Origin of the sequence: Staphylococcus sp. HMSC06C11 (genome assembly GCF_001808345.1) — a bacterium.
GTDB classification, from domain to species: Bacteria; Bacillota; Bacilli; order Staphylococcales; family Staphylococcaceae; genus Staphylococcus; species Staphylococcus capitis.
Map to the genome: position 1 here is coordinate 33,480 of NZ_KV793046.1, position 18,630 is coordinate 52,109.

General features: G+C 34.1%; 18 protein-coding genes. 8 read left to right on the forward strand and 10 right to left on the reverse strand.

Going from position 1 to position 18,630, the window contains the following annotated elements:
- Positions 1-12 precede the first annotated feature (12 nt).
- From HMPREF3154_RS08265 to HMPREF3154_RS08275, 3 genes are read right to left on the reverse strand one after another with little or no spacing between them, the layout of a single operon-like run.
- The gene (locus HMPREF3154_RS08265; protein WP_030062688.1) at positions 13-1,662 is read right to left on the reverse strand and encodes an ABC transporter permease; all 1,650 of its coding nucleotides are present in this window, start codon (positions 1,660-1,662) and stop codon (positions 13-15) included.
- 1 nt (position 1,663) lies between these two features.
- The gene (locus HMPREF3154_RS08270; RefSeq protein ID WP_030062689.1) at positions 1,664-2,704 is read right to left on the reverse strand and encodes an ABC transporter substrate-binding protein; all 1,041 of its coding nucleotides are present in this window, start codon (positions 2,702-2,704) and stop codon (positions 1,664-1,666) included.
- On the reverse strand, positions 2,688-3,752 hold the full coding sequence (locus HMPREF3154_RS08275; RefSeq protein ID WP_030062690.1) for an ABC transporter ATP-binding protein: 1,065 nt from the start codon (positions 3,750-3,752) through the stop codon (positions 2,688-2,690). Before HMPREF3154_RS08275 ends, HMPREF3154_RS08270 begins: the two co-directional genes overlap by 17 nt.
- 137 nt (positions 3,753-3,889) lie before the next feature.
- On the opposite strand from HMPREF3154_RS08275, the gene HMPREF3154_RS08280 reads away from it, so the two are divergent.
- Positions 3,890-4,789, forward strand: a complete 900-nt coding sequence (locus HMPREF3154_RS08280) for a LysR family transcriptional regulator (RefSeq protein WP_002436383.1) — start codon at positions 3,890-3,892, stop codon at positions 4,787-4,789.
- Positions 4,790-4,894: 105 nt separating this feature from the next.
- Here the strand turns inward: HMPREF3154_RS08280 and HMPREF3154_RS08285 are convergent, their stop codons facing one another.
- The gene (locus HMPREF3154_RS08285) at positions 4,895-5,692 is read right to left on the reverse strand and encodes a hypothetical protein (protein WP_030062691.1); all 798 of its coding nucleotides are present in this window, start codon (positions 5,690-5,692) and stop codon (positions 4,895-4,897) included.
- 272 nt (positions 5,693-5,964) lie between these two features.
- Between HMPREF3154_RS08285 and HMPREF3154_RS11550 the strand changes: the two genes are divergently transcribed.
- The 4 genes from HMPREF3154_RS11550 (at position 5,965) to HMPREF3154_RS08300 (ending at position 10,978) form a co-directional block, all read left to right on the forward strand.
- A complete protein-coding gene (locus HMPREF3154_RS11550) occupies positions 5,965-6,141 on the forward strand; it encodes a hypothetical protein (RefSeq protein ID WP_162837220.1) in 177 nt (58 codons plus the stop codon).
- A gap of 225 nt (positions 6,142-6,366) precedes the next feature.
- Complete coding sequence (locus HMPREF3154_RS08290) at positions 6,367-9,216, forward strand: MMPL family transporter (protein ID WP_070474629.1); 2,850 nt, start codon at positions 6,367-6,369, stop codon at positions 9,214-9,216.
- Positions 9,217-9,239: 23 nt separating this feature from the next.
- Positions 9,240-10,214 carry a glycine betaine ABC transporter substrate-binding protein gene (locus HMPREF3154_RS08295; protein WP_002454190.1) on the forward strand — a complete coding sequence of 325 codons (975 nt, stop codon included), beginning with the start codon at positions 9,240-9,242 and terminating at the stop codon, positions 10,212-10,214.
- 188 nt (positions 10,215-10,402) lie between these two features.
- Positions 10,403-10,978, forward strand: coding sequence for a TetR/AcrR family transcriptional regulator (locus HMPREF3154_RS08300; RefSeq protein WP_049326528.1), 576 nt, complete (start codon positions 10,403-10,405; stop codon positions 10,976-10,978).
- 72 nt (positions 10,979-11,050) lie between these two features.
- Here the strand turns inward: HMPREF3154_RS08300 and HMPREF3154_RS08305 are convergent, their stop codons facing one another.
- The 4 genes from HMPREF3154_RS08305 to HMPREF3154_RS08320 all read right to left on the reverse strand — a co-directional run bounded on the left by HMPREF3154_RS08305 (position 11,051) and on the right by HMPREF3154_RS08320 (position 14,955).
- A complete protein-coding gene (locus HMPREF3154_RS08305; RefSeq protein ID WP_002454192.1) occupies positions 11,051-11,743 on the reverse strand; it encodes a type 1 glutamine amidotransferase domain-containing protein in 693 nt (230 codons plus the stop codon).
- Positions 11,744-11,757: 14 nt separating this feature from the next.
- Entirely contained in the window at positions 11,758-12,774 is a 1,017-nt protein-coding gene (locus tag HMPREF3154_RS08310) for an NADP-dependent oxidoreductase (RefSeq protein WP_037550690.1), read from the reverse strand.
- A gap of 156 nt (positions 12,775-12,930) precedes the next feature.
- Entirely contained in the window at positions 12,931-13,617 is a 687-nt protein-coding gene (locus HMPREF3154_RS08315) for a flavin reductase family protein (RefSeq protein WP_002436367.1), read from the reverse strand.
- 162 nt (positions 13,618-13,779) lie between these two features.
- On the reverse strand, positions 13,780-14,955 hold the full coding sequence (locus HMPREF3154_RS08320; RefSeq protein ID WP_030062695.1) for an MFS transporter: 1,176 nt from the start codon (positions 14,953-14,955) through the stop codon (positions 13,780-13,782).
- A 244-nt stretch (positions 14,956-15,199) separates the two neighbouring features.
- Here HMPREF3154_RS08320 and HMPREF3154_RS08325 point away from each other — a divergent pair, with 244 nt between their 5' ends.
- The gene (locus tag HMPREF3154_RS08325; RefSeq protein WP_070474633.1) at positions 15,200-16,252 is read left to right on the forward strand and encodes an LLM class flavin-dependent oxidoreductase; all 1,053 of its coding nucleotides are present in this window, start codon (positions 15,200-15,202) and stop codon (positions 16,250-16,252) included.
- 13 nt (positions 16,253-16,265) lie between these two features.
- Positions 16,266-16,622, forward strand: a complete 357-nt coding sequence (locus HMPREF3154_RS08330) for a hypothetical protein (protein WP_002436380.1) — start codon at positions 16,266-16,268, stop codon at positions 16,620-16,622.
- A 113-nt stretch (positions 16,623-16,735) separates the two neighbouring features.
- Here HMPREF3154_RS08330 and HMPREF3154_RS08335 read toward each other — a convergent pair whose 3' ends face one another.
- Both HMPREF3154_RS08335 and HMPREF3154_RS08340 read right to left on the reverse strand, forming a co-directional pair.
- On the reverse strand, positions 16,736-17,215 hold the full coding sequence (locus HMPREF3154_RS08335) for a peptide-methionine (S)-S-oxide reductase (protein WP_023350966.1): 480 nt from the start codon (positions 17,213-17,215) through the stop codon (positions 16,736-16,738).
- A 288-nt stretch (positions 17,216-17,503) separates the two neighbouring features.
- Complete coding sequence (locus HMPREF3154_RS08340) at positions 17,504-17,851, reverse strand: DUF4064 domain-containing protein (protein ID WP_002454198.1); 348 nt, start codon at positions 17,849-17,851, stop codon at positions 17,504-17,506.
- 476 nt (positions 17,852-18,327) lie between these two features.
- On the opposite strand from HMPREF3154_RS08340, the gene HMPREF3154_RS08345 reads away from it, so the two are divergent.
- Complete coding sequence (locus HMPREF3154_RS08345) at positions 18,328-18,615, forward strand: LPXTG cell wall anchor domain-containing protein (protein WP_227959528.1); 288 nt, start codon at positions 18,328-18,330, stop codon at positions 18,613-18,615.
- Positions 18,616-18,630: the final 15 nt, after the last annotated feature.

An 18,630-nucleotide genomic window follows, 5' to 3' on the forward strand; every position in this document is an offset into this window, starting at 1 on the left:
ACTACTGAACTCTTAAAGCTTTTTCTTTCTTTGATACGTTTCTAATATGAATAAAATGATTGAAGTAATACCTATAGACATTATTGCCATTGCCATACCTTGGGCAGAATCTCCTTGCTCAAATTGACGGTAAATAAACGTTGAAGATGTATCCGTATTAGGTGGTCTCAACATTAACGAAGCAACTAATTCTCTCATAGATATGCAAAATATAAGTATCCATCCAGAAATAATGCCTGGTCTTAACAAAGGAAATGTAATTGTTCTGAACAATGTCCATCCTTTACTACCTGAAATCTGAGCTGCTTCAATAAGATTTTTACTTAAACGTTGATCAACCGTTCTTATGTTTTGAACAGCGTATGGAATATAAAGCACTGTGTAAGCAACGACTAATATTCCGATTGTATTATAAACCGGTAAGGGATTATGTTTATTATTCCAGAAAAGGATTAGCCCAATAACCACAATAATACCAGGTACTGTGTTTGGTAATAAACTTGAAAAGTCAATCACCCGACCTAAAGAATTACGTCTTCGTGTGATTAATACAACCCATAGACCAATTAAACTTGCTAACGTAGCCGAAATAGTAGCTAACATGATGCTATTAAATAAAGCTATGCCACCATTACCCGATAATACATTAACAAAGTTTTGCAAAGTAAAGTTACTTAGATGAAATCCTGACGATAACTGTTTCATAAAGGCATTCATAAAGATACTTGCATAAGGTAAAACGATAGTAACGATAATTTCACAAATAATAAATACATAACATAATATATTCCACTTACTGCGAGAATGAACTTTCACTTTATGTCCTTTTCCAGCATTAGAACTTAAGTGATTTCGCGATTGAAACCATTGTTGAAATGCCCATACTGTCATACTCACAGCTAATAATAAAGTAGATAATAACGCTGCTCTTTGAAAATCAATCGGCCATATAGAAGCACTATGATGAATTTCTGAGGTTAATACCTGAAAGCCTATTCTGTTTCCCATTGTGACTGGTGTACCAAATTCTCCGATTGTTTTAACGAAAATAAGCAATGCTCCCATACTATATCCTGATGCAAAAAGTGGCGCTATAATTTTACGAAAACGATAAAAGAATGTACCTCCGTAAATTTCAGCTACTTCTTCTTGTGATTGATGAATTGTCATGAGTGCATTTTTCAAAATAATATATAAAAATGGTGTCAAGTGGCAACTCATGATCAACACCATCCCAAAAAAGCTAAAGAAATATGGTGTCACACGTGAGAAAATGGGGCTGAGTTGTTCCAACAGCCCATTTCTCTGCATTGTTAGCATCCATCCCATTGATCCGATATAAGGTGGTGTCATAAATGGAATCATAATAACAAGATCTAACCATTGATGTTTAGAAAGTGACGTCTTTGTCATAATATAGCTCAGTGGTAGTGCAATGATTGTGCATAATATGACGACTGAAATACCTAAAATAACTGAGTTCCATAATATTTTAAGGTGGTAAGGTTGACCTAGTTGTTGGATGTGTTCCCCAAATGTGCCATCCTCACTAGACACAAACCCTTTAAAAAGTATTAAACATAAGGGCAAGATGATGAGGAGGAACAACACAATGACTGCTAGTACTTGGTTCACACGATAGAATGAAGAATGATGTCGCATATTATCTCATCAATTCCGTGAACTTTTTCAATACTTTTTCACTCTTATCACTTAAATGATTCCAATCATATTTATACTCTTTGATATCTTTAAGTTTAGCTTTACCTTTTTTCTTCTCTGCTGTTTTGTCTGCTGGAATTAAATAGTGATCATCCACTTGCTTTTGGCCTTTAGAACTAGTGACATAGTTCATATATTTTTTAGCTAACTCTTTATGTTTTGATGATTTTAGAATAAATGCTGGACGCGGTGAAATCGCTGTCCCTGATTTAGGATATTTGATGTCTACCGGTTCACCTTTTGCTTTCGCTGCATATACCATGTAGTCTACACCACCATATACAACATCATTGTCACCTTTAATCACTGATTCTAATGCAGGTTTATTCGCACCAGCAAGTTTCATGCCATTTTGCTTCAATGCTTTATATTCATCCCAAGCTTTACTTCCTTCGTTATTCACTTTAATAGATAATAAATCTAATGCCGTACCAGATTCTGAAGGATCAGGAATGGCAATTTTATTTTTAAATTTAGATTGAGTTAAGTCTTTGACGTCTTTAGGTGGATTTTTAACGTTTTTAGTATTGTAAGATAAACCTAATGCACTGCCACTAAATCCATAATAGTATCCGTCTTTATCTATCCAATCTTTATATAATTTTTTATGATTTTTAACTTTATAAGGTTCAATTAACCCTTTCTTCTTATAATCTAATGCTGCAGGTAGTGATGCGAGTTGAACTACATCTGCTTTAGGATTATCTTTTTCAGCTTCTAAGCGACCAAGAATTTCTCCAGTAGTTCCTTGGAAAACTTGTACTTTTTTACCTGTTTGTTTTTCGAATTGTTTGACCATATCATTAACTAAATTATCTGGTCCTGCTGCATATAAAACGAGTTTATCTTTACTATTTCCGTCATTTGAACTCGATTTAGAACTATTACTCCCTTTGTCGCCATTCTCTGGTTTATTTTGACATGCTGCTAATAAAACTACCGTTGCAATTAAGATTACGATATATTTAGTGAACTGCTTCATGTTTAGTTTCCCCCATTTTTATAAAGTAATTTTCAGGAATATCAAAGGTTAAATTGACCGTCTCATTCTCTTGAAAATAGTTACTATCGTAAAACATAATCGAGACACCATGCGATGATGCTGTATATTGATAACGTTCACCTGTGAAGCTCACTGTCTCAATGACAGCGGGTGTCGCTTTCGAATGAGTTGCTTCTTCTATATGTACGTGTTCTGGGCGAATTAATACGCCATATTTCCCCTCTTTAGTTTGGATAGAATGATTAAGTTGAAAACCTTCATTCGTGCTTAAAACTTGATTATGACTCACGCCTTCTAAAAATGTCCCCTTCCCAATAAATGTGGCAACTTCCTTGTTCTTAGGATGTTGATACAATGTTTCAGGCGTTCCATATTGAACGATACTTCCATTCGACATGACTGCAATATAATCTGACATACTCATAGCTTCATATTGATCGTGTGTGACGAATATAGCGGTCATGTCATATGTTTTAATTAATCTTTGAATTAATAACTGCATATCTTCCCTTAAACTTGCATCTAAAGCCGATAATGGTTCGTCCATCAATATCAGTTTGGATTGTGAAATAATTGCTCTGGCTAATGACACACGTTGTTGTTGGCCACCTGAAAGTTGATGAATCGCTTTATCATAGTGTTCTTCCAAGTGTACCTCTTTCAGTGCTTGCATCACACGTGTTTTTAAATCTTTCGTATCTTTATTTACCTTCAATGGATACGCAACATTTTGGAAAACAGTCATGTGTGGCCATAGTGCGAAATCTTGAAAGACCATCCCTAAGTCTCTCTCAGCCGGTGATACATATGTATGTTGGTTAGAATCATAATAAGTGCGCTCATCATGATTTATACTTCCAGAATCTGGTGTTTCTAAACCGGCAATTAATCGTAACAACGTGGTCTTACCACATCCTGAGGCCCCTAGGAGCGATACAAATTTACCACTCTCAATCGTTAAATTAATATCTTGAATCACAGTCCTTGAACCAAATGATTTTTTAATATTTTTAAGTTCTAAAACCACATCCTCACCTCTTTCAATTACTACTATAGAAAAAGATTGTTAATAATTATTAAACAGAATGTTAACGCTAACTCAAAAAATTATATGTAATATGTATAAATGTATAGAGAAAATTTATATTTGGGAGGTGACATGCTTTGAATACAAAGCAGATGATGATATTTAAGCAGTTTGTTGAATTTCAAAATGAAAATGCGGTAGCTGAATCAATGAATATTACTCAACCGACCGTGACATTTCATTTAAAAAATTTAAATAAATATTATGGTATTCCTTTATATTACAAAAAAGGAAAGCATTTTAAATTAACTGAAGCTGGGGAATTGTTATATCGAAATACAACTAAATTATTAAATTTAATGCAGGAAACAAATGATGTCATGTCAGACTTCAAAGCTTCTAAGCGAGGAACTTTAAAAATTGGTGCAAGCCATGCGCCTGTTTACCACATTTTGCCAGAAGCCTTTAAAAGTTATATGAATAATCATCCAAATATACAAATTGATTTAACAGTAGATACAGCGCCTCATATCATTGATAAATTGAGAAGTAGAGAAATTGAGTTAGCTGTCATTTCTGAAAATGCCTTTTACGAGAATGATTTAAAGGTAAAACGTTTTATGGAAAATGAATTAATGATAGCTATGGACAAAGAACATCCACTAGCTCATAAAGAAGCGTTAACTATGAAGGATTTAGAATACTATGATTTTGTTATACATAGTGGAGGATCTACCAGAGAAAGTATTGATGAGTGGCGTCGTGATAATTTAGTACAACTTCGTGCACGTATGCAATCGAATAGTTTGAGTAGTATTTTAGAAACGATTAAACATTCTCATTATTTAAGTTTAATTAGTCATAGTGCAATTCAACATCGTCAAGACATCGTAAGTAAAAAGCTACCTAATGGACCCAGACCTCGATACATATCAATAGTTTACCGTGATGATATGTATTTAACTCCAGTTATACAGAATTTTATCTCACTCATATACAATGTAAATTTCGGGGAAGCTCCAAATCAACGTACGTAGATAACGTAAAATAAAAAGCAGGAAGTGTTTGAAACACAAAGTAGAAATTGAACCTAACTTTGTCTCAACTCACTTCCCTACTTTCATGGAAGTAACATTTAATTCTTAGTAATTTTCAAATATCAGATTGGTTTTAAGTTGATCTTTCTTCTCATGAATTCCTAATTGATCTAACCTCTTAATGATAGCACTTTGAACTTTTTTCGCTTCCGCTTCATTGGTAACTTTAGAGGAGATTTCTACAACATTTTGATCTTTAATATCCCAGTTTTCGATCTTCACTTCATTACCATCAATATGACCTTTATGTCGTTCAAAATGGACCGGTCCAATTAAATGAGGTTGTTTGATTTTATCTAATGCATCACTATAAGGTTGTTCAGCATGAGTCTTTAAAATCTTTAAACTATCTTGAGCATTAGGCATAGCTAAACTTCCTGAACCTAGTTTTTCTTTTGCTTCTTTTGTCACGCTTAATGTTTCTTTACCTTCACCATATTCTACTTCGTACTCATCTCCATTATAGCCATCTGCTTTTGCTTGTTGAATGGCGCTAGACACATCATGATTAGAAATAGCATATCTCTTTTTATACTGCAGTTTATGTTTACTATCATCTTCAGATTTGCGTATACGATAAGTGACGTTGTTTTGATAATTCGTACGGTTGGCATCATCTAAATATTGAACTTGAAAGTCTTCATCTTTGTCTTCTGAACCTAAATCTTCTAAGACACTGTGCTTAATATGACGATTGTCTTTTACTATTTTATGACTATCTGCATATACTTTAACTTCATATTGATCTGGTTGATTTGTCTCAGCTTGCGCATTATGCGTTACTCCGCTACCAAGTAAAATTGCTGTTGTAACCATTCCAACTTTAATTAATGAACTTGTCATTCGCTCCCACCTCCACTTTCAACGTAAACGATGTTTATGTAGCAAACATGACATTAAAATAAATAGATAATAAATTTTTATAAAGTTTTTGAATATATACTTTTATAAAGTTTATATTCTCACTACTATATTTCACAGTTTGTTAAAAATATTCTCCTATCACATTAGATATTTCAAGATTAAAAGGGAATATGAAAGTAACTTCATAATCTATTTCTTCATTATATATATCCGGAACTAGGCGACAACGAGATACTGTAGGAGGACGATGTATGTTAACAACTTCCATTATTTTTATGATAATTGGTCTATTACTTATTTTAGTGAGTAGAATCGTGTCTAAAGCTGAATCATTTGATTTAAGAGAGAAAATTTATGTACCAGGTTTGTGCTTACTCTTAATAGGAACGCTTTGTTTAATTGGGCATTTTGTTAATGCTTCACTCTAAATATCTTATTGCTTAATCATTTTCTAAAAAAGTAACAACAATTCTGACTATCTGTTGCATTTTTCAACGTCTTACTCAAATTAGTGGTGTTTAGAGCGTTGGGAAATTGTTAAATTAGTATATGTAACTTACAAGCACCTTAATTTTAATGCCTCCAAATCGCGTTAAAATTATTAAGAATTCCATGCTCTGTTGCAAAATAATATACAAATAGGAGGAAATGTCTTGGCAAAACTTTTATACAAATTGGGCAAATTCATTGCTAAGAACAAATGGGTGAGTATCCTTGCATGGTTAATCGTTCTAGGCGTTATTATCACCCCGCTAATGATTAACTCACCTAAGTTTGATGATGACATCACAATGAATGGTCTAAAATCATTAGATACAAATGATAAAATCACTAAAGAATTTCATCAGGATAGTCAAAAAGCCTCGATGAAGATTGTCTTCCATTCCGATAAGAAGAATGGTATTACAGACAAAGATACTAAGAAAGATATTGAAAAAGCACTTGATAATATCAAACAAGATGATGATTACGTACAAAACGTAAGTAACCCTTATGATTCTCATCAAGTTAATGATGATAAAGATACTGCAATCGCAACAGTTAACTATGTCGTTAACCAAACAGCGTTGCAAGATTCTTCTAAGAAAATTATCGATAGAGAATTAGATGATGTAAAAGCAGATCATAATCTTAAAATTGAGCAAACTCAAGGTGGCTCAATGAATTCTGAAGTAGGTGGTTCTTCAGAACTTGTAGGTATTGTCACTGCCTTCATCATTCTACTGATTACATTCGGCTCATTAATTGCAGCTGGTATGCCAATTGTCAGTGCACTCATCGGACTAGGCTCCAGTGTTGGAATCATCGCTCTATTAACATTTATATTCGATATTCCAAACTTCACACTGACTCTAGCTGTAATGATAGGTTTAGCCGTTGGAATAGACTACTCTCTATTTATACTCTTTAGATATAAGGAAGTTCGTAAACGCGGTCTAGAGCCTGTCGAAGCTATTGCGACAGCAGTTGGTACTGCAGGTAGTGCCGTTATCTTCGCCGGTGTGACCGTAATGATTGCAGTTTGTGGTTTATCACTAGTTGGCATTGATTTCTTAGCTATTATGGGATTCGCATCAGCAATTAGTGTATTATTCGCTGTCCTTGCTGCGTTAACACTCTTACCTGCACTTATTAGCGTGTTCCATAAACGTATTAAGATTAAAGATAAACCTGAAAAGAATAAAGATCCTAAAAATCATCCATGGGCTAAATTTGTTGTAGGTAAACCAATTATTGCTATTATTATTAGTTTACTTATCTTAATTGCAGCTGCCCTTCCAGTGAGTGGTATGCGTTTAGGTATCCCTGACGATAGTCTTAAAGCTAACAATACATCAGCACACAAAGCTTATAACTTAATTACTGATAACTTTGGTGCCGGTTATAATGGTCAAATCGTTATGTTAGTAAACACGAAAGACGGCGGAAGCAAGAAAGATATTCAACAAGATCTAAATAATATTAGAGATGATATTAAGGATATGGATAATGTAGATAAAGTGGCATCACCACAATTGAATGATAATAATCACTATGCATTGATTTCTATCATTCCTGAAGATGGTCCAAATGCACAGTCTACAAATAATTTAGTTTATGATTTACGTGATTATAATAAAACTGCTAAAGAGAAATATGACTTTAATACAGAGATTTCAGGACAAAGTGTAATTAACATTGATATGTCAGAAAAACTTAATGAAGCTATCCCAGTATTTGCTGGCGTTATTGTACTCTTAGCATTTGTGCTACTAGTATTTGTATTCCGTTCAATCCTAGTACCATTAAAAGCTGTACTCGGCTTCGTATTATCACTACTAGCAACACTTGGATTTACGACACTCGTGATGCAAGATGGCTTCTTAGGTAGCCTATTCGGTGTAGAAAATACGGGTCCTTTATTAGCATTCCTACCAGTCATCACCATTGGCTTACTCTTCGGACTTGCCATTGACTATGAACTCTTCTTAATGACACGTGTACATGAAGAGTATAGTAAAACGGGTGACAACGATCATTCTATCCGTGTAGGTATCAAAGAAAGTGGTCCAGTCATCGTTGCAGCAGCACTCATTATGTTCAGTGTGTTTATCGCCTTTGTCTTCCAAGAAGATTCAGCGATTAAATCCATGGGTATTTCACTCGCATTCGGCGTTCTTTTCGATGCATTCGTTGTACGCATGACTTTAATTCCAGCACTTACTAAATTATTTGGTAAAGGTTCTTGGTATATCCCTAAATGGTTAGGCGGTATCTTACCTAAGATTGATATCGAAGGTAAAGCTTTAGAAGAAGGTCATTCAAACACGAATACTTCTACGAATGAAGCACATCGCTATAACCGTCGTAATCGTGATGAAGACATTTATTATGATGACCAAGAATATACACGTCGTCATGGTCAGGCTTATGACAAACGTGATGCACATGATGAGAGACATAGACGTTATGATGACCGCGAGCGCTATTTCAATCGTGATCGCTATGGCAATAATGATAAAGAGGACTATCCTCGCTACGTTCGTCTAGATGATGACCGTCGTGGCTATGGGGAAGATCATTTTCCGGAAAATGACTCACAATATCGTAGATCACAATATAGACAAGATGAGAGAGAATCAAATGTAGATGAACCATCTCGTCAACGACGTGAGCATGTAGATTATGAATCTCTCTACACACAACAAGGTAATCATTACCGTAGTGAAGGCGAAAGAAACAGATATAAACGTCAACCTCATCGTGAGGAAAGATATGATGACCCTCAATCTCGATACGAGGATGGCCGATACGAAGAACGTCATTATAGAGATCATGCGCAACGTTCTGATAGTGAGTCTCGTACAACTGATTTATTTAAACAATTGTCTCGCGAAACTAACGATCAAGATATGTTATTTAACGCATTAATGTTATATGCACGTGAAAATAACAAAGATTTATATGATGACTATGCGCGTCGTGCACCTCGCAGACATGATAATGAAGATGAGAGAGAGTAAAATCACAAAGGAGGAAACGCCGAATGTTCAAGAAAAGTAGTTTCAAAGTTTTAGGACTACTTGCCACACTCGCCTTAGCAATTGTGCTAAGTGCGTGTGGTAATGGTGGCAATGGATCATCGAGTGGCGGAAATACGTCACTAGGTAAGAAAGATGTTAATATCCCTTATATTGCAAGCGATAATTCTACACCACGTTCATTAGTTATTGCGGAAGTCCTTAAAAAAGCTGGATACAATGTTACTACTACGCCAGTACAAGCGAGTGGTCCATTATATGCGTCAGTATCTCAAGACTCTGACTCATTCCACGCATCAGGTATCTTCCCTTCAACAGATAAAAGCTTTTACAATAAATTTAAAAGTAATTTAACTGTTTATGATAAGAAGAATTTAGTTGATAATGTTAAAGTTGGCTTAGCTGTTCCTAAGTATGAACAGGATATTGATTCAATTTCAGACTTAAATAGCAAGAAATCTACTACTAGTAGTAATACTGGCAATAGTAGTAACAGCTTTGGTAAATCTGTCGATTGGACAATACAAGGTACAGATGCTAGAAATGGTGTTATGAAACAAACTAAAAGTGAATTAGATGATGGTCAATTAGACAAATATAGTCTTAAAGAGTCATCTGACCAAGATCAATTTAAAACGATTCAAAAAGCTTATAAACAACAAAAACCTATCGTCTTTACTGCTATGGAACCAAGTTGGTTCTCTAAGGAACTTGATATTAAAATGTTGAAAGATCCTGAGAAGATTTACGGTAAAGATGATGAACATATTAACCTAGTGTTTAATAAAAATTTCAAAGATGATCATCCTGCTGCATATACGATTGCAACACGTATTTCCGATAATTGGAGCAAAGATGATGAAGAAAAATTAGCGAAAAAAATCTTCAAAGATAATAAAAACCCTGAAGACGTTGCTAAAGATTATGTAGATAATCATGATACTAAAGTCGATAAATGGTTAAAAGGTATTGATCACTAACTAAAAATCGATAGTATCATTAACCCCTTCACATTGAATGACAGTGAAGGGGTTTTTCTTTGTTCACTTATCTTAAAATGATAATCATCAGGAGTTATATTTGGTAAAAACACGCTACTTATGATAAATTAACGTATATTCTAAGTCATGAAGTATCCTTTGAGAAGAAATATAGAGGAGAAATGTGTATGCCTACATCAACGCAAAAACGTATGATTCGACATATCAATAAAACTTTTTTTGAACTGTTATATGATTATCACTTTGATGAAATTACTGTACAAAAGATATGTGAAGTAGCTGAAATTAATCGCAGTACCTTTTATCGTTATTTTCAAGATAAATATGACCTACTCTATTCATTACCTCCGTATATGACAGGCGAAATCATGGGTGATCCAAATACAGAGCACTCTATTGATACCGCTGAGTCATTTAAAGCGTTTATTTATTATATAGAACAACATAAAACTGTTTTCAAACACTTGCTCGTATCTTCAAGGCAAGTAGATGTATTTAGAAGTCTGACACATGCAAGTCGCGAAATGATGTTGTATGGTTCAAAAAATAATCACAACGATCCACTAGCACTTAAAATTCGAGAAAGTAAGCACCCTGAAATTTTAGCTGACTTCTATAGTAGTGGCGTCATAGAAGTTTTAAGACGCTGGGTTGAAAATGATTACAATTATTCTGTTGATGAAATCTTTGAAACATTAAATGCAACACTAGAAAGTTCTCTAAACGGTTGTAAAAATTCATAAATGAATAAATTTTAAAAAAGCACGTATCTCCTACTTACCTGCTCACAAAAGTAAAAGATACGTGCTTTTGATTTAATTTAGGATAAGAGTTGTTTTTTTAACTGCTTCAGCAACTTGTGATGGAGACTGAGGGTTTTGTCCTGTAATGATTCGATCGTCGACTTCAAGTGTAGATGTAAAAGGCACACGTCCGAAATGATAGCTGGCACCACGGTGTTTGATTTCATTTTGTAAATGAAATGGAATCATTGTATCTCGTTTAGCTAGTACTTCTTCAACATTTGAAAAACCAGTCACATTTTTATTCTGTAGGAGAAATGTGCCTCCTGCATCTTTAACGTTTAGCAACGCAGCAACACCATGACAGACTGCTGACACAATACCACCTTGCTCATATATCGTGTTCACTGCACTTTGTATAAATTTATTTTCCGGGAAATCATACATGACACCGTGACCCCCAGTGAAATATACAGCATCATATTTATCAGGTTGAGCTTCGCTGATAGGTTGAGAATATTTCAACATATCCATGAAATGCTCATTGTTATAATATGCCTTTGTAGTATTGTCTAACATAAATGGACTAAGGCTCACTGGGTCAATAGGTGTATTGCCTCCTGTGATGTTGAATAAATCAATATCTACATTCGTATCTTTGAAAGCATCATAGAAATGAACAAGTTCACTTAGCCAAAGACCCGTGGGCGTTTCCGTATTACCGAAGTACTCTGTACTTGTATTAACAATCATTATTTTCTTCATTTGTTTCACCTCTTTTATTCATCTTCCATCTTCACAATAATTTTACCTTTAGCTCTGCCGCTCTCAGAGTATTCTAAAGCTTTTTGTGTTTCTTTAAAGTCATATACTTTACCAATAATAGGTTTAATTTTTCCAACTTCAATGAGTTCTGTGATTTCTCTTAATTGTTGACCACTTGGATGCATAAACAGGAATTCATATTGAACATCGTATTTTTTAGCTAAACGTTGATATTTATATGAAGCTGCTTTGAGTATGCCACGTTTAAAGATACTTTTATCTAATTTTCGTGCATTACGTTCAGTTGGCAGTCCTGAAATGGACGCGATGATGCCTTGTGGCTTAAGAATTTGGAACGATTTCTCGAGGTTCTCTCCTCCAAGCGTATCAAATACACCGTCGAAGTCTTTGAGTACCTCTGAGAAGTCTTGTTCTTTATAATTAATAAATTCATCTGGATTGAGTGACTCAATGAGTTCTTTACCACTATCGCTTCCCGTTGTTGCAACATAGAGTCCTTTAGCTTTCGCGTATTGGATTGCAAAACTTCCAACACCGCCAGATCCAGCTTGAATAAGTACTTTGTCCCCTGGTTGCGCTTGAATAACTTCATTGATTGCCTGATACGCTGTTAAGCCCACTAAAGGTATACTCGCCGCTTCTTCATACGATAATCCTTTAGGCATTGGCGCGATTTCTTCTGCATTAACTGAAATATATTCAGCAAATGTACCAATTTTAGATTTTCGTGGACGACCATAAACTTTGTCCCCTACCTTAAATTGAGTGACTTTGTCTCCTACTTCATACACTTCACCAGCAAAGTCATTGCCTAAAATGAGTGGAAATTGATATGTTAATAACATTTTAAGCCCACCATCACGAATTTTAAAATCGATGGGATTAATGCTTGCTGCTTTAATTTTTACACGAACTTCGTAAGGACTCATACTTGGTAATGGCATTCTTTCAAGTGATACAGGTCCTTTACCATAATGATGGATGACCATTGCTTGCATATCTGTTTTCATCTTTTTCGCCCCTCTTTAAATGTAAATTTCATTTAATTCCTAAAAGATTGTGCGTCTGATAAATTTAAGTTTCATCAAGTGTAAAGTGCATTTGTATTCATTACAAGAAAAATGCATGCCACTCCTGAGAGCGTCATGCATCCTAATATTTTAAATTTACTCTTCCGTTTTATTATCAAAATTTCGGCCTTCTAATCCAGCTAATTCTTCTTTAGTAGCAGCTGGTGCTTTCATCTCAAAGATTTCGTCCACTACTGTATAGTCATAATATCCTAAACGTGCGATAGGTCGAATGGATTGAATGTCTAATTTACCATTATCGAGAATGACTTTGTCATCGATATGGACTTGTGCCACACGTCCTATAACAATATCCACAGTTGATACAGGATCACCTGTTGGTATACGTACTGTCTGAACATATTCACATTCAAAGTGTATTGGTGATTCTTTAACTCTATATCCAGGCGCTTCAATACATTCTTCTTTTGTAACTCCGGCGAATTCAAATTCATCTTCTTCAGGTGGTAAAGCCTTCGAAGAAAGATTAACCGCTTCACGTAAGTCATATGTAGCCATATTCCATACAAACCAACCTGTTTCTTCAGCGTTCTTTACTGTATCTTTCCGTTCATGATTACCTAATACAGATTGATTAGCTGCGAACATAACCATCGGTGGATCCCATGTTAAATTTTGATATTGACTATAAGGTGCTAAATTATCTTCACCATCTTTAGATACTGTCGAAATCCAACCGATAGGTCTTGGTACGGTACTACTTTTAAATGGGTCATGCGGTAACCCGTGACTTCTCGTGCCTTGCTTTGGAGAATAATTCAATTGACTCCACCCCAATTGTTTTAATGTTGTTATATTCAGACTACATGACATTGTCGCTTAACGTCTAATATTAAAAAATGATTTATCTATAGCTTCATACTATAAACAAATCATTTTCTTATACTCTATAACTATGAAATGTTGAGTCATTTTCCTACAAAATTAATTCACATAATGGTCATTCGGCATAAATATAGAAACGATAACTGCTAGAACACCTATTATTGCAATAGTTACAAACTCTAAGAAGAAATTAGGAATTTGCTTAACATAAATCATTAAAATTGGTGCAATAGCCGTTCCTAAGAATAAAATCACTGTATTAACTGATAAAAAGAAACCTTGATTACTGTTCACCACAACCCCCACTTTAGAAATCACTGTAGGTATAGCAAATGCAATACCTGCTACAAATGTCACACTAAAAATAGTGATGAGTACAATGTTCGTGAAAGTTCCCATGAGTATAAGTGATACCACGCATGTAGAGAGCGCTAAAGTTAGGACACGTTTCGTACCTAATCGACCACTCAAACGTCCTGCTAATAATGATAAAAACATTCCTATCACACCAAATAATTTTACGACTGATGCAACTGACATATCCCCACCAACTTTATTAGAGGTTATATATGAATTCAAGATACTATACATACTAATAAACATAATGAGTAGCGTAAGAGAAATAAATAAGCAATACAATACTTTAAGATTTTGACCAAAGTCTTTAAAGTTATTGAAGAAATTAAGTAGTTTTAGATCTGGCTTTTTATTAGGGCTTTCTGGCACATGTTTATAAATAATAAATGTCAGTGTTAAATATAATATCGTTAAGATAAAATAAACCCAATGCCAATTGAGATAACTGACTACTATTTCACTCATATTTTGACCGAGTACACCTGATAACATAAAACTTGTACTAATAAAGCTGATTGCTGTAATTCGTTTGACTGGAGGATATGTTTCAGTTGTGTACGTAATCGCTACTGGAGAGAATGCTGCAGCGAAGATACCTTGCAATGCGCGCATGATAAGTAAAAGCATAAATGAATGTACGAATCCTATGATTAAGCAAATGATGACTAGCGCGCTAATACCCATCAGTATCGTTTTTATTCTGCCGAACTTTTCAGAGATGGTGCCGTAGAAAAGACAACTTATTGAATAAGTGAGTGAGAAAACAACACCATTCAATGTTGCTACTGATTGAGGAACATGAAAGTCTTCTGCAAAAGCTGCGGTTAAAGGCAATGCTGTGTATAAACTACCCATCACGATAATTCCTGAAATAAACATAATTGTCGTGATGAGATTATAGTTTCTACTGTCTTCCATTCATCTTCATACTCCTTTCAAATTTTTAGTCAACGTTACTATTATGCCAGTTTGATTTTAAATTCTAAAGGGGAGATTTAATTGGTGAATATTACCTATATTAAAGATAAATTAGCTGAAGTCTATAATGATGCATATGATGCTCAATATTATTTTTTATAATAAGGAAACTTTTATATTGACATAGTAAAAGTGTAAGCTTAATATATACCTAGTATAAAAAATATACTAGGAGGTGTGAGTGATGAAAATAGAATTGGGATTAACATCTTTTGCTGAGATTAGCGATATTGTTATGCCTGATGGCAAGCATGAATCTATTAGTCATGCACAACGAATTCGAAATATTGTCGAAGAAATTGAACTCGCCGATCAACTTGGTTTAGATATCTATGGTTTAGGCGAACATCACAGAAAAGACTATGCAGTTTCTGATCCCGTAACAGTTTTAGGCGCTGCAGCTGCAAGAACACAGCACATTAAATTATCATCTGCTGTTACGGTCTTATCTTCTGATGATCCGGTTAGAGTATATGAGAGATTTTCGACTTTAGATGCTGTATCTAATGGCCGAGCTGAAATCATGATTGGTCGAGGTTCATTTATCGAATCTTTCCCTCTATTCGGTTATAATTTAAATGACTATGAAGATCTATTTAATGAAAAACTTCAAATGTTGCTTAAAATCAACAAACATGAAATCATAAGTTGGGAAGGTAAATTAAGACCAAGTTTAGAATACACTGGCATTTACCCACGAGTAGAAAATGGCGAATTACCTATATGGATTGCTACAGGTGGTACGCCTGAATCATCACTCAGAGCTGGTGCGTTTGGCTTACCTATTACGTATGCTATCATTGGGGGAAATCCTAGACGATTTGCACGTAATATTGAAATATACAAATCAATTGCGTTATCTTACGGACATGATCCTTCAAAATTACCTATTGGTGTACACTCATGGGGTTATGTAGCTGAAACAGATGAGCAAGCTAAACGAGAATTCTTCCCTTCACTTAAAGCACATCAAGATATTATAGGTAAAGAAAGAGGTTGGCCAGCTTTCGATGAGAATGCATTCGAAAGAGAAATAGGCAGTCATGGTGCTATCTACTTAGGTAGCCCTGAAACAGTTGCACAAAAGATTATTGATACAATTGAAACTCTAGGTATTAATCGCTTTATGATTCATACGCCTGTAGGTTCTATGCCACATGAGTATGTGATGAATTCAATTCGTCTTTTTGGGGAAAGGGTTAAACCTATAGTAGATAAATATTTTGAAGATAAATAGGAGGAAATATTTTATGATTTTACGTTATGCTACAAATTTAAAACTTGCTAAAGAATTATACAATGCAAGCAAACCAAAATTACAAGGTGACCAAGGTATGGTAGATACTTTCACTAACACATTCGGTTTACCAGCTAGTTCAGTTAAAGTAGCGGGTGGTGTTGAAGCTACTGCAGCTGCATTATTCGCTGCAAGTTTCTTAAACAAAAACATCTCACGTCTAGGTTCACTTGCTACTATTTCAGTATTAGGTGTTGCAACTTATAAACACTTTGAAGCTGGCCACGGTAAAAAAGGTGCTCAACATGCCCTTGATTTACTAGGTTTAGCTACTTTAAGCTTATTAGATACTTTCACTTCTAAAAGATAAGAGTTAAAAATTAAGACTCTCCGCATCGGCGGGGAGTCTTATTTATTATTTAAATACTTCTTCATAACTCTAAATGCATTTTACGTATCTTCTTGATACTTTAGTTAATAAATTTACTTTTTATATTTATTTAAAAGTGATTCAGGAACATGACAAAGATATTGATCTTCAGGATGCCTATCAAGATGATCTTGATGTTCTTCAGCACTTTTCACATAGTTTAATAATGGTTTAACTTCCACCATAATTCGTTGTGCGTCTGATCTACTATCAATAAAATCGCGAGCTTCATTTAAGTGATTAGAATCATCACTATATATACCGGTACGATATTTTTCACCTACATCTTGTCCTTGTTTATTCAAGCTATATGGATCTATCATTTCAAAGAGATAACTCATTAACTCTTTAATGGTTACTTGATTTGAGTTAAATTCAACTTTTACACATTCTGCATACCCGTCGTACGGGCCATCTAAGTTATTTGTAGTTCCATTAACTCTTCCTGCCTCAGTATTAATCACGCCAGGTATCGTTTTAAAAAAGGCTTCTGTACCCCATAAACATCCGCCTGCAAGATATACGATGTCCAACTCTATCACCTCGTATACATTGTAGCATTTAACTAAGATTAAATAACAAATGATATAAAAAAATGTGTTGCCATTTGATTGACTGCATACTCCAAAGTGACTTGCCATTGCTATATTAATATATAAATAAAATAAACCTCCATATCGTTGTTAACAATATAGAGGTTATTATTTAGTAAAATTTAATTATCATTATTTCAATTACTCACAAATTTATATCGCGAATCCTTGTAAAATAATGCACTTGTTATGTTATTAAGAAATTAAAGTCAATTTTTATTAACCGATTTATTTTCTTACCAACGCTAGTATACCTGCTACTAAAATCAAGATTCCTGAAAGAATTCCAAAAAAACTAATAAAAATAAAGTTTAGGATCCCACCAATGATTAAAAGCACACCAATTAAAACTCTTTTTTTGTTAATAATACAACTTAAAATAAGAGTTATAATGCAAGTAATAATTACAGCTACGCCTAATCCACCTACATTGCCACCATCAGTATCAAGTTGAGAACTAACACCTTGGAGCATAATAGCGAACAAACCACCTAATATACCAAATATACTACCCATGATCCCTAACACCATTTCAGCAACTCGATTTGTAGGTTTAACTTTTTGCATTTCATTCATAATTTTCCCTCCTTTATTAATTAAATTAAAAATAGTTAATAAGGATTATATATAAGACTAAATTCTTTATGCGATACTTATTAACATATGCGTTGCAATACATTAAAGTATGCCCACCTTTTTATTTTATTATATTATCTTGTAAAATCAATATTGTTTTCTTCTAATCTACATTTTTGTATATTTTGTATAATTTCAAAAATCTTAAATATTACTATAAATATCAAAGTGACAATTTTGTCATAGATTTGATATCTCATACACAGGAGTTCATAAATAGCTTGTGATATCTTATTTATTATACATAGAGAACGTGAATGATTTGTAAATTTGTTGTACTTTAAACAATGCTTCTTGGGAGACTTTTATTATATTTCTCTAATGTATAGATTTTAAATTTTAAAGGAGAGATTATTTTGACTCAAAAATTTGTCGCTTGCACTATTGGTAGTGTCTTAATTACTCTCGCTTTTCTTGTGGTATGCAATCAACCAGTATCTGCTGCAACTCCTAATGAGAATCAAACAATGAATCAATTACAACTACATTCATTAAAAGATGATTCAAAAGATGCCAGTTCAGAGCCATATTTTTTTAAATCCAACGCAGTAGAACATAAACATCCTATTTATCAAACGACATCAAAATCCACACTTCCTGAAACAGGTAAATCTATATCTCATTCTCCTGTTATGGCAGGAATTATAGCGCTCGTTTTGGGGTTAGTTATTTTGATTCATAAAAAGATTTCTGCTAGAAAATAATAACTATTTTATTTA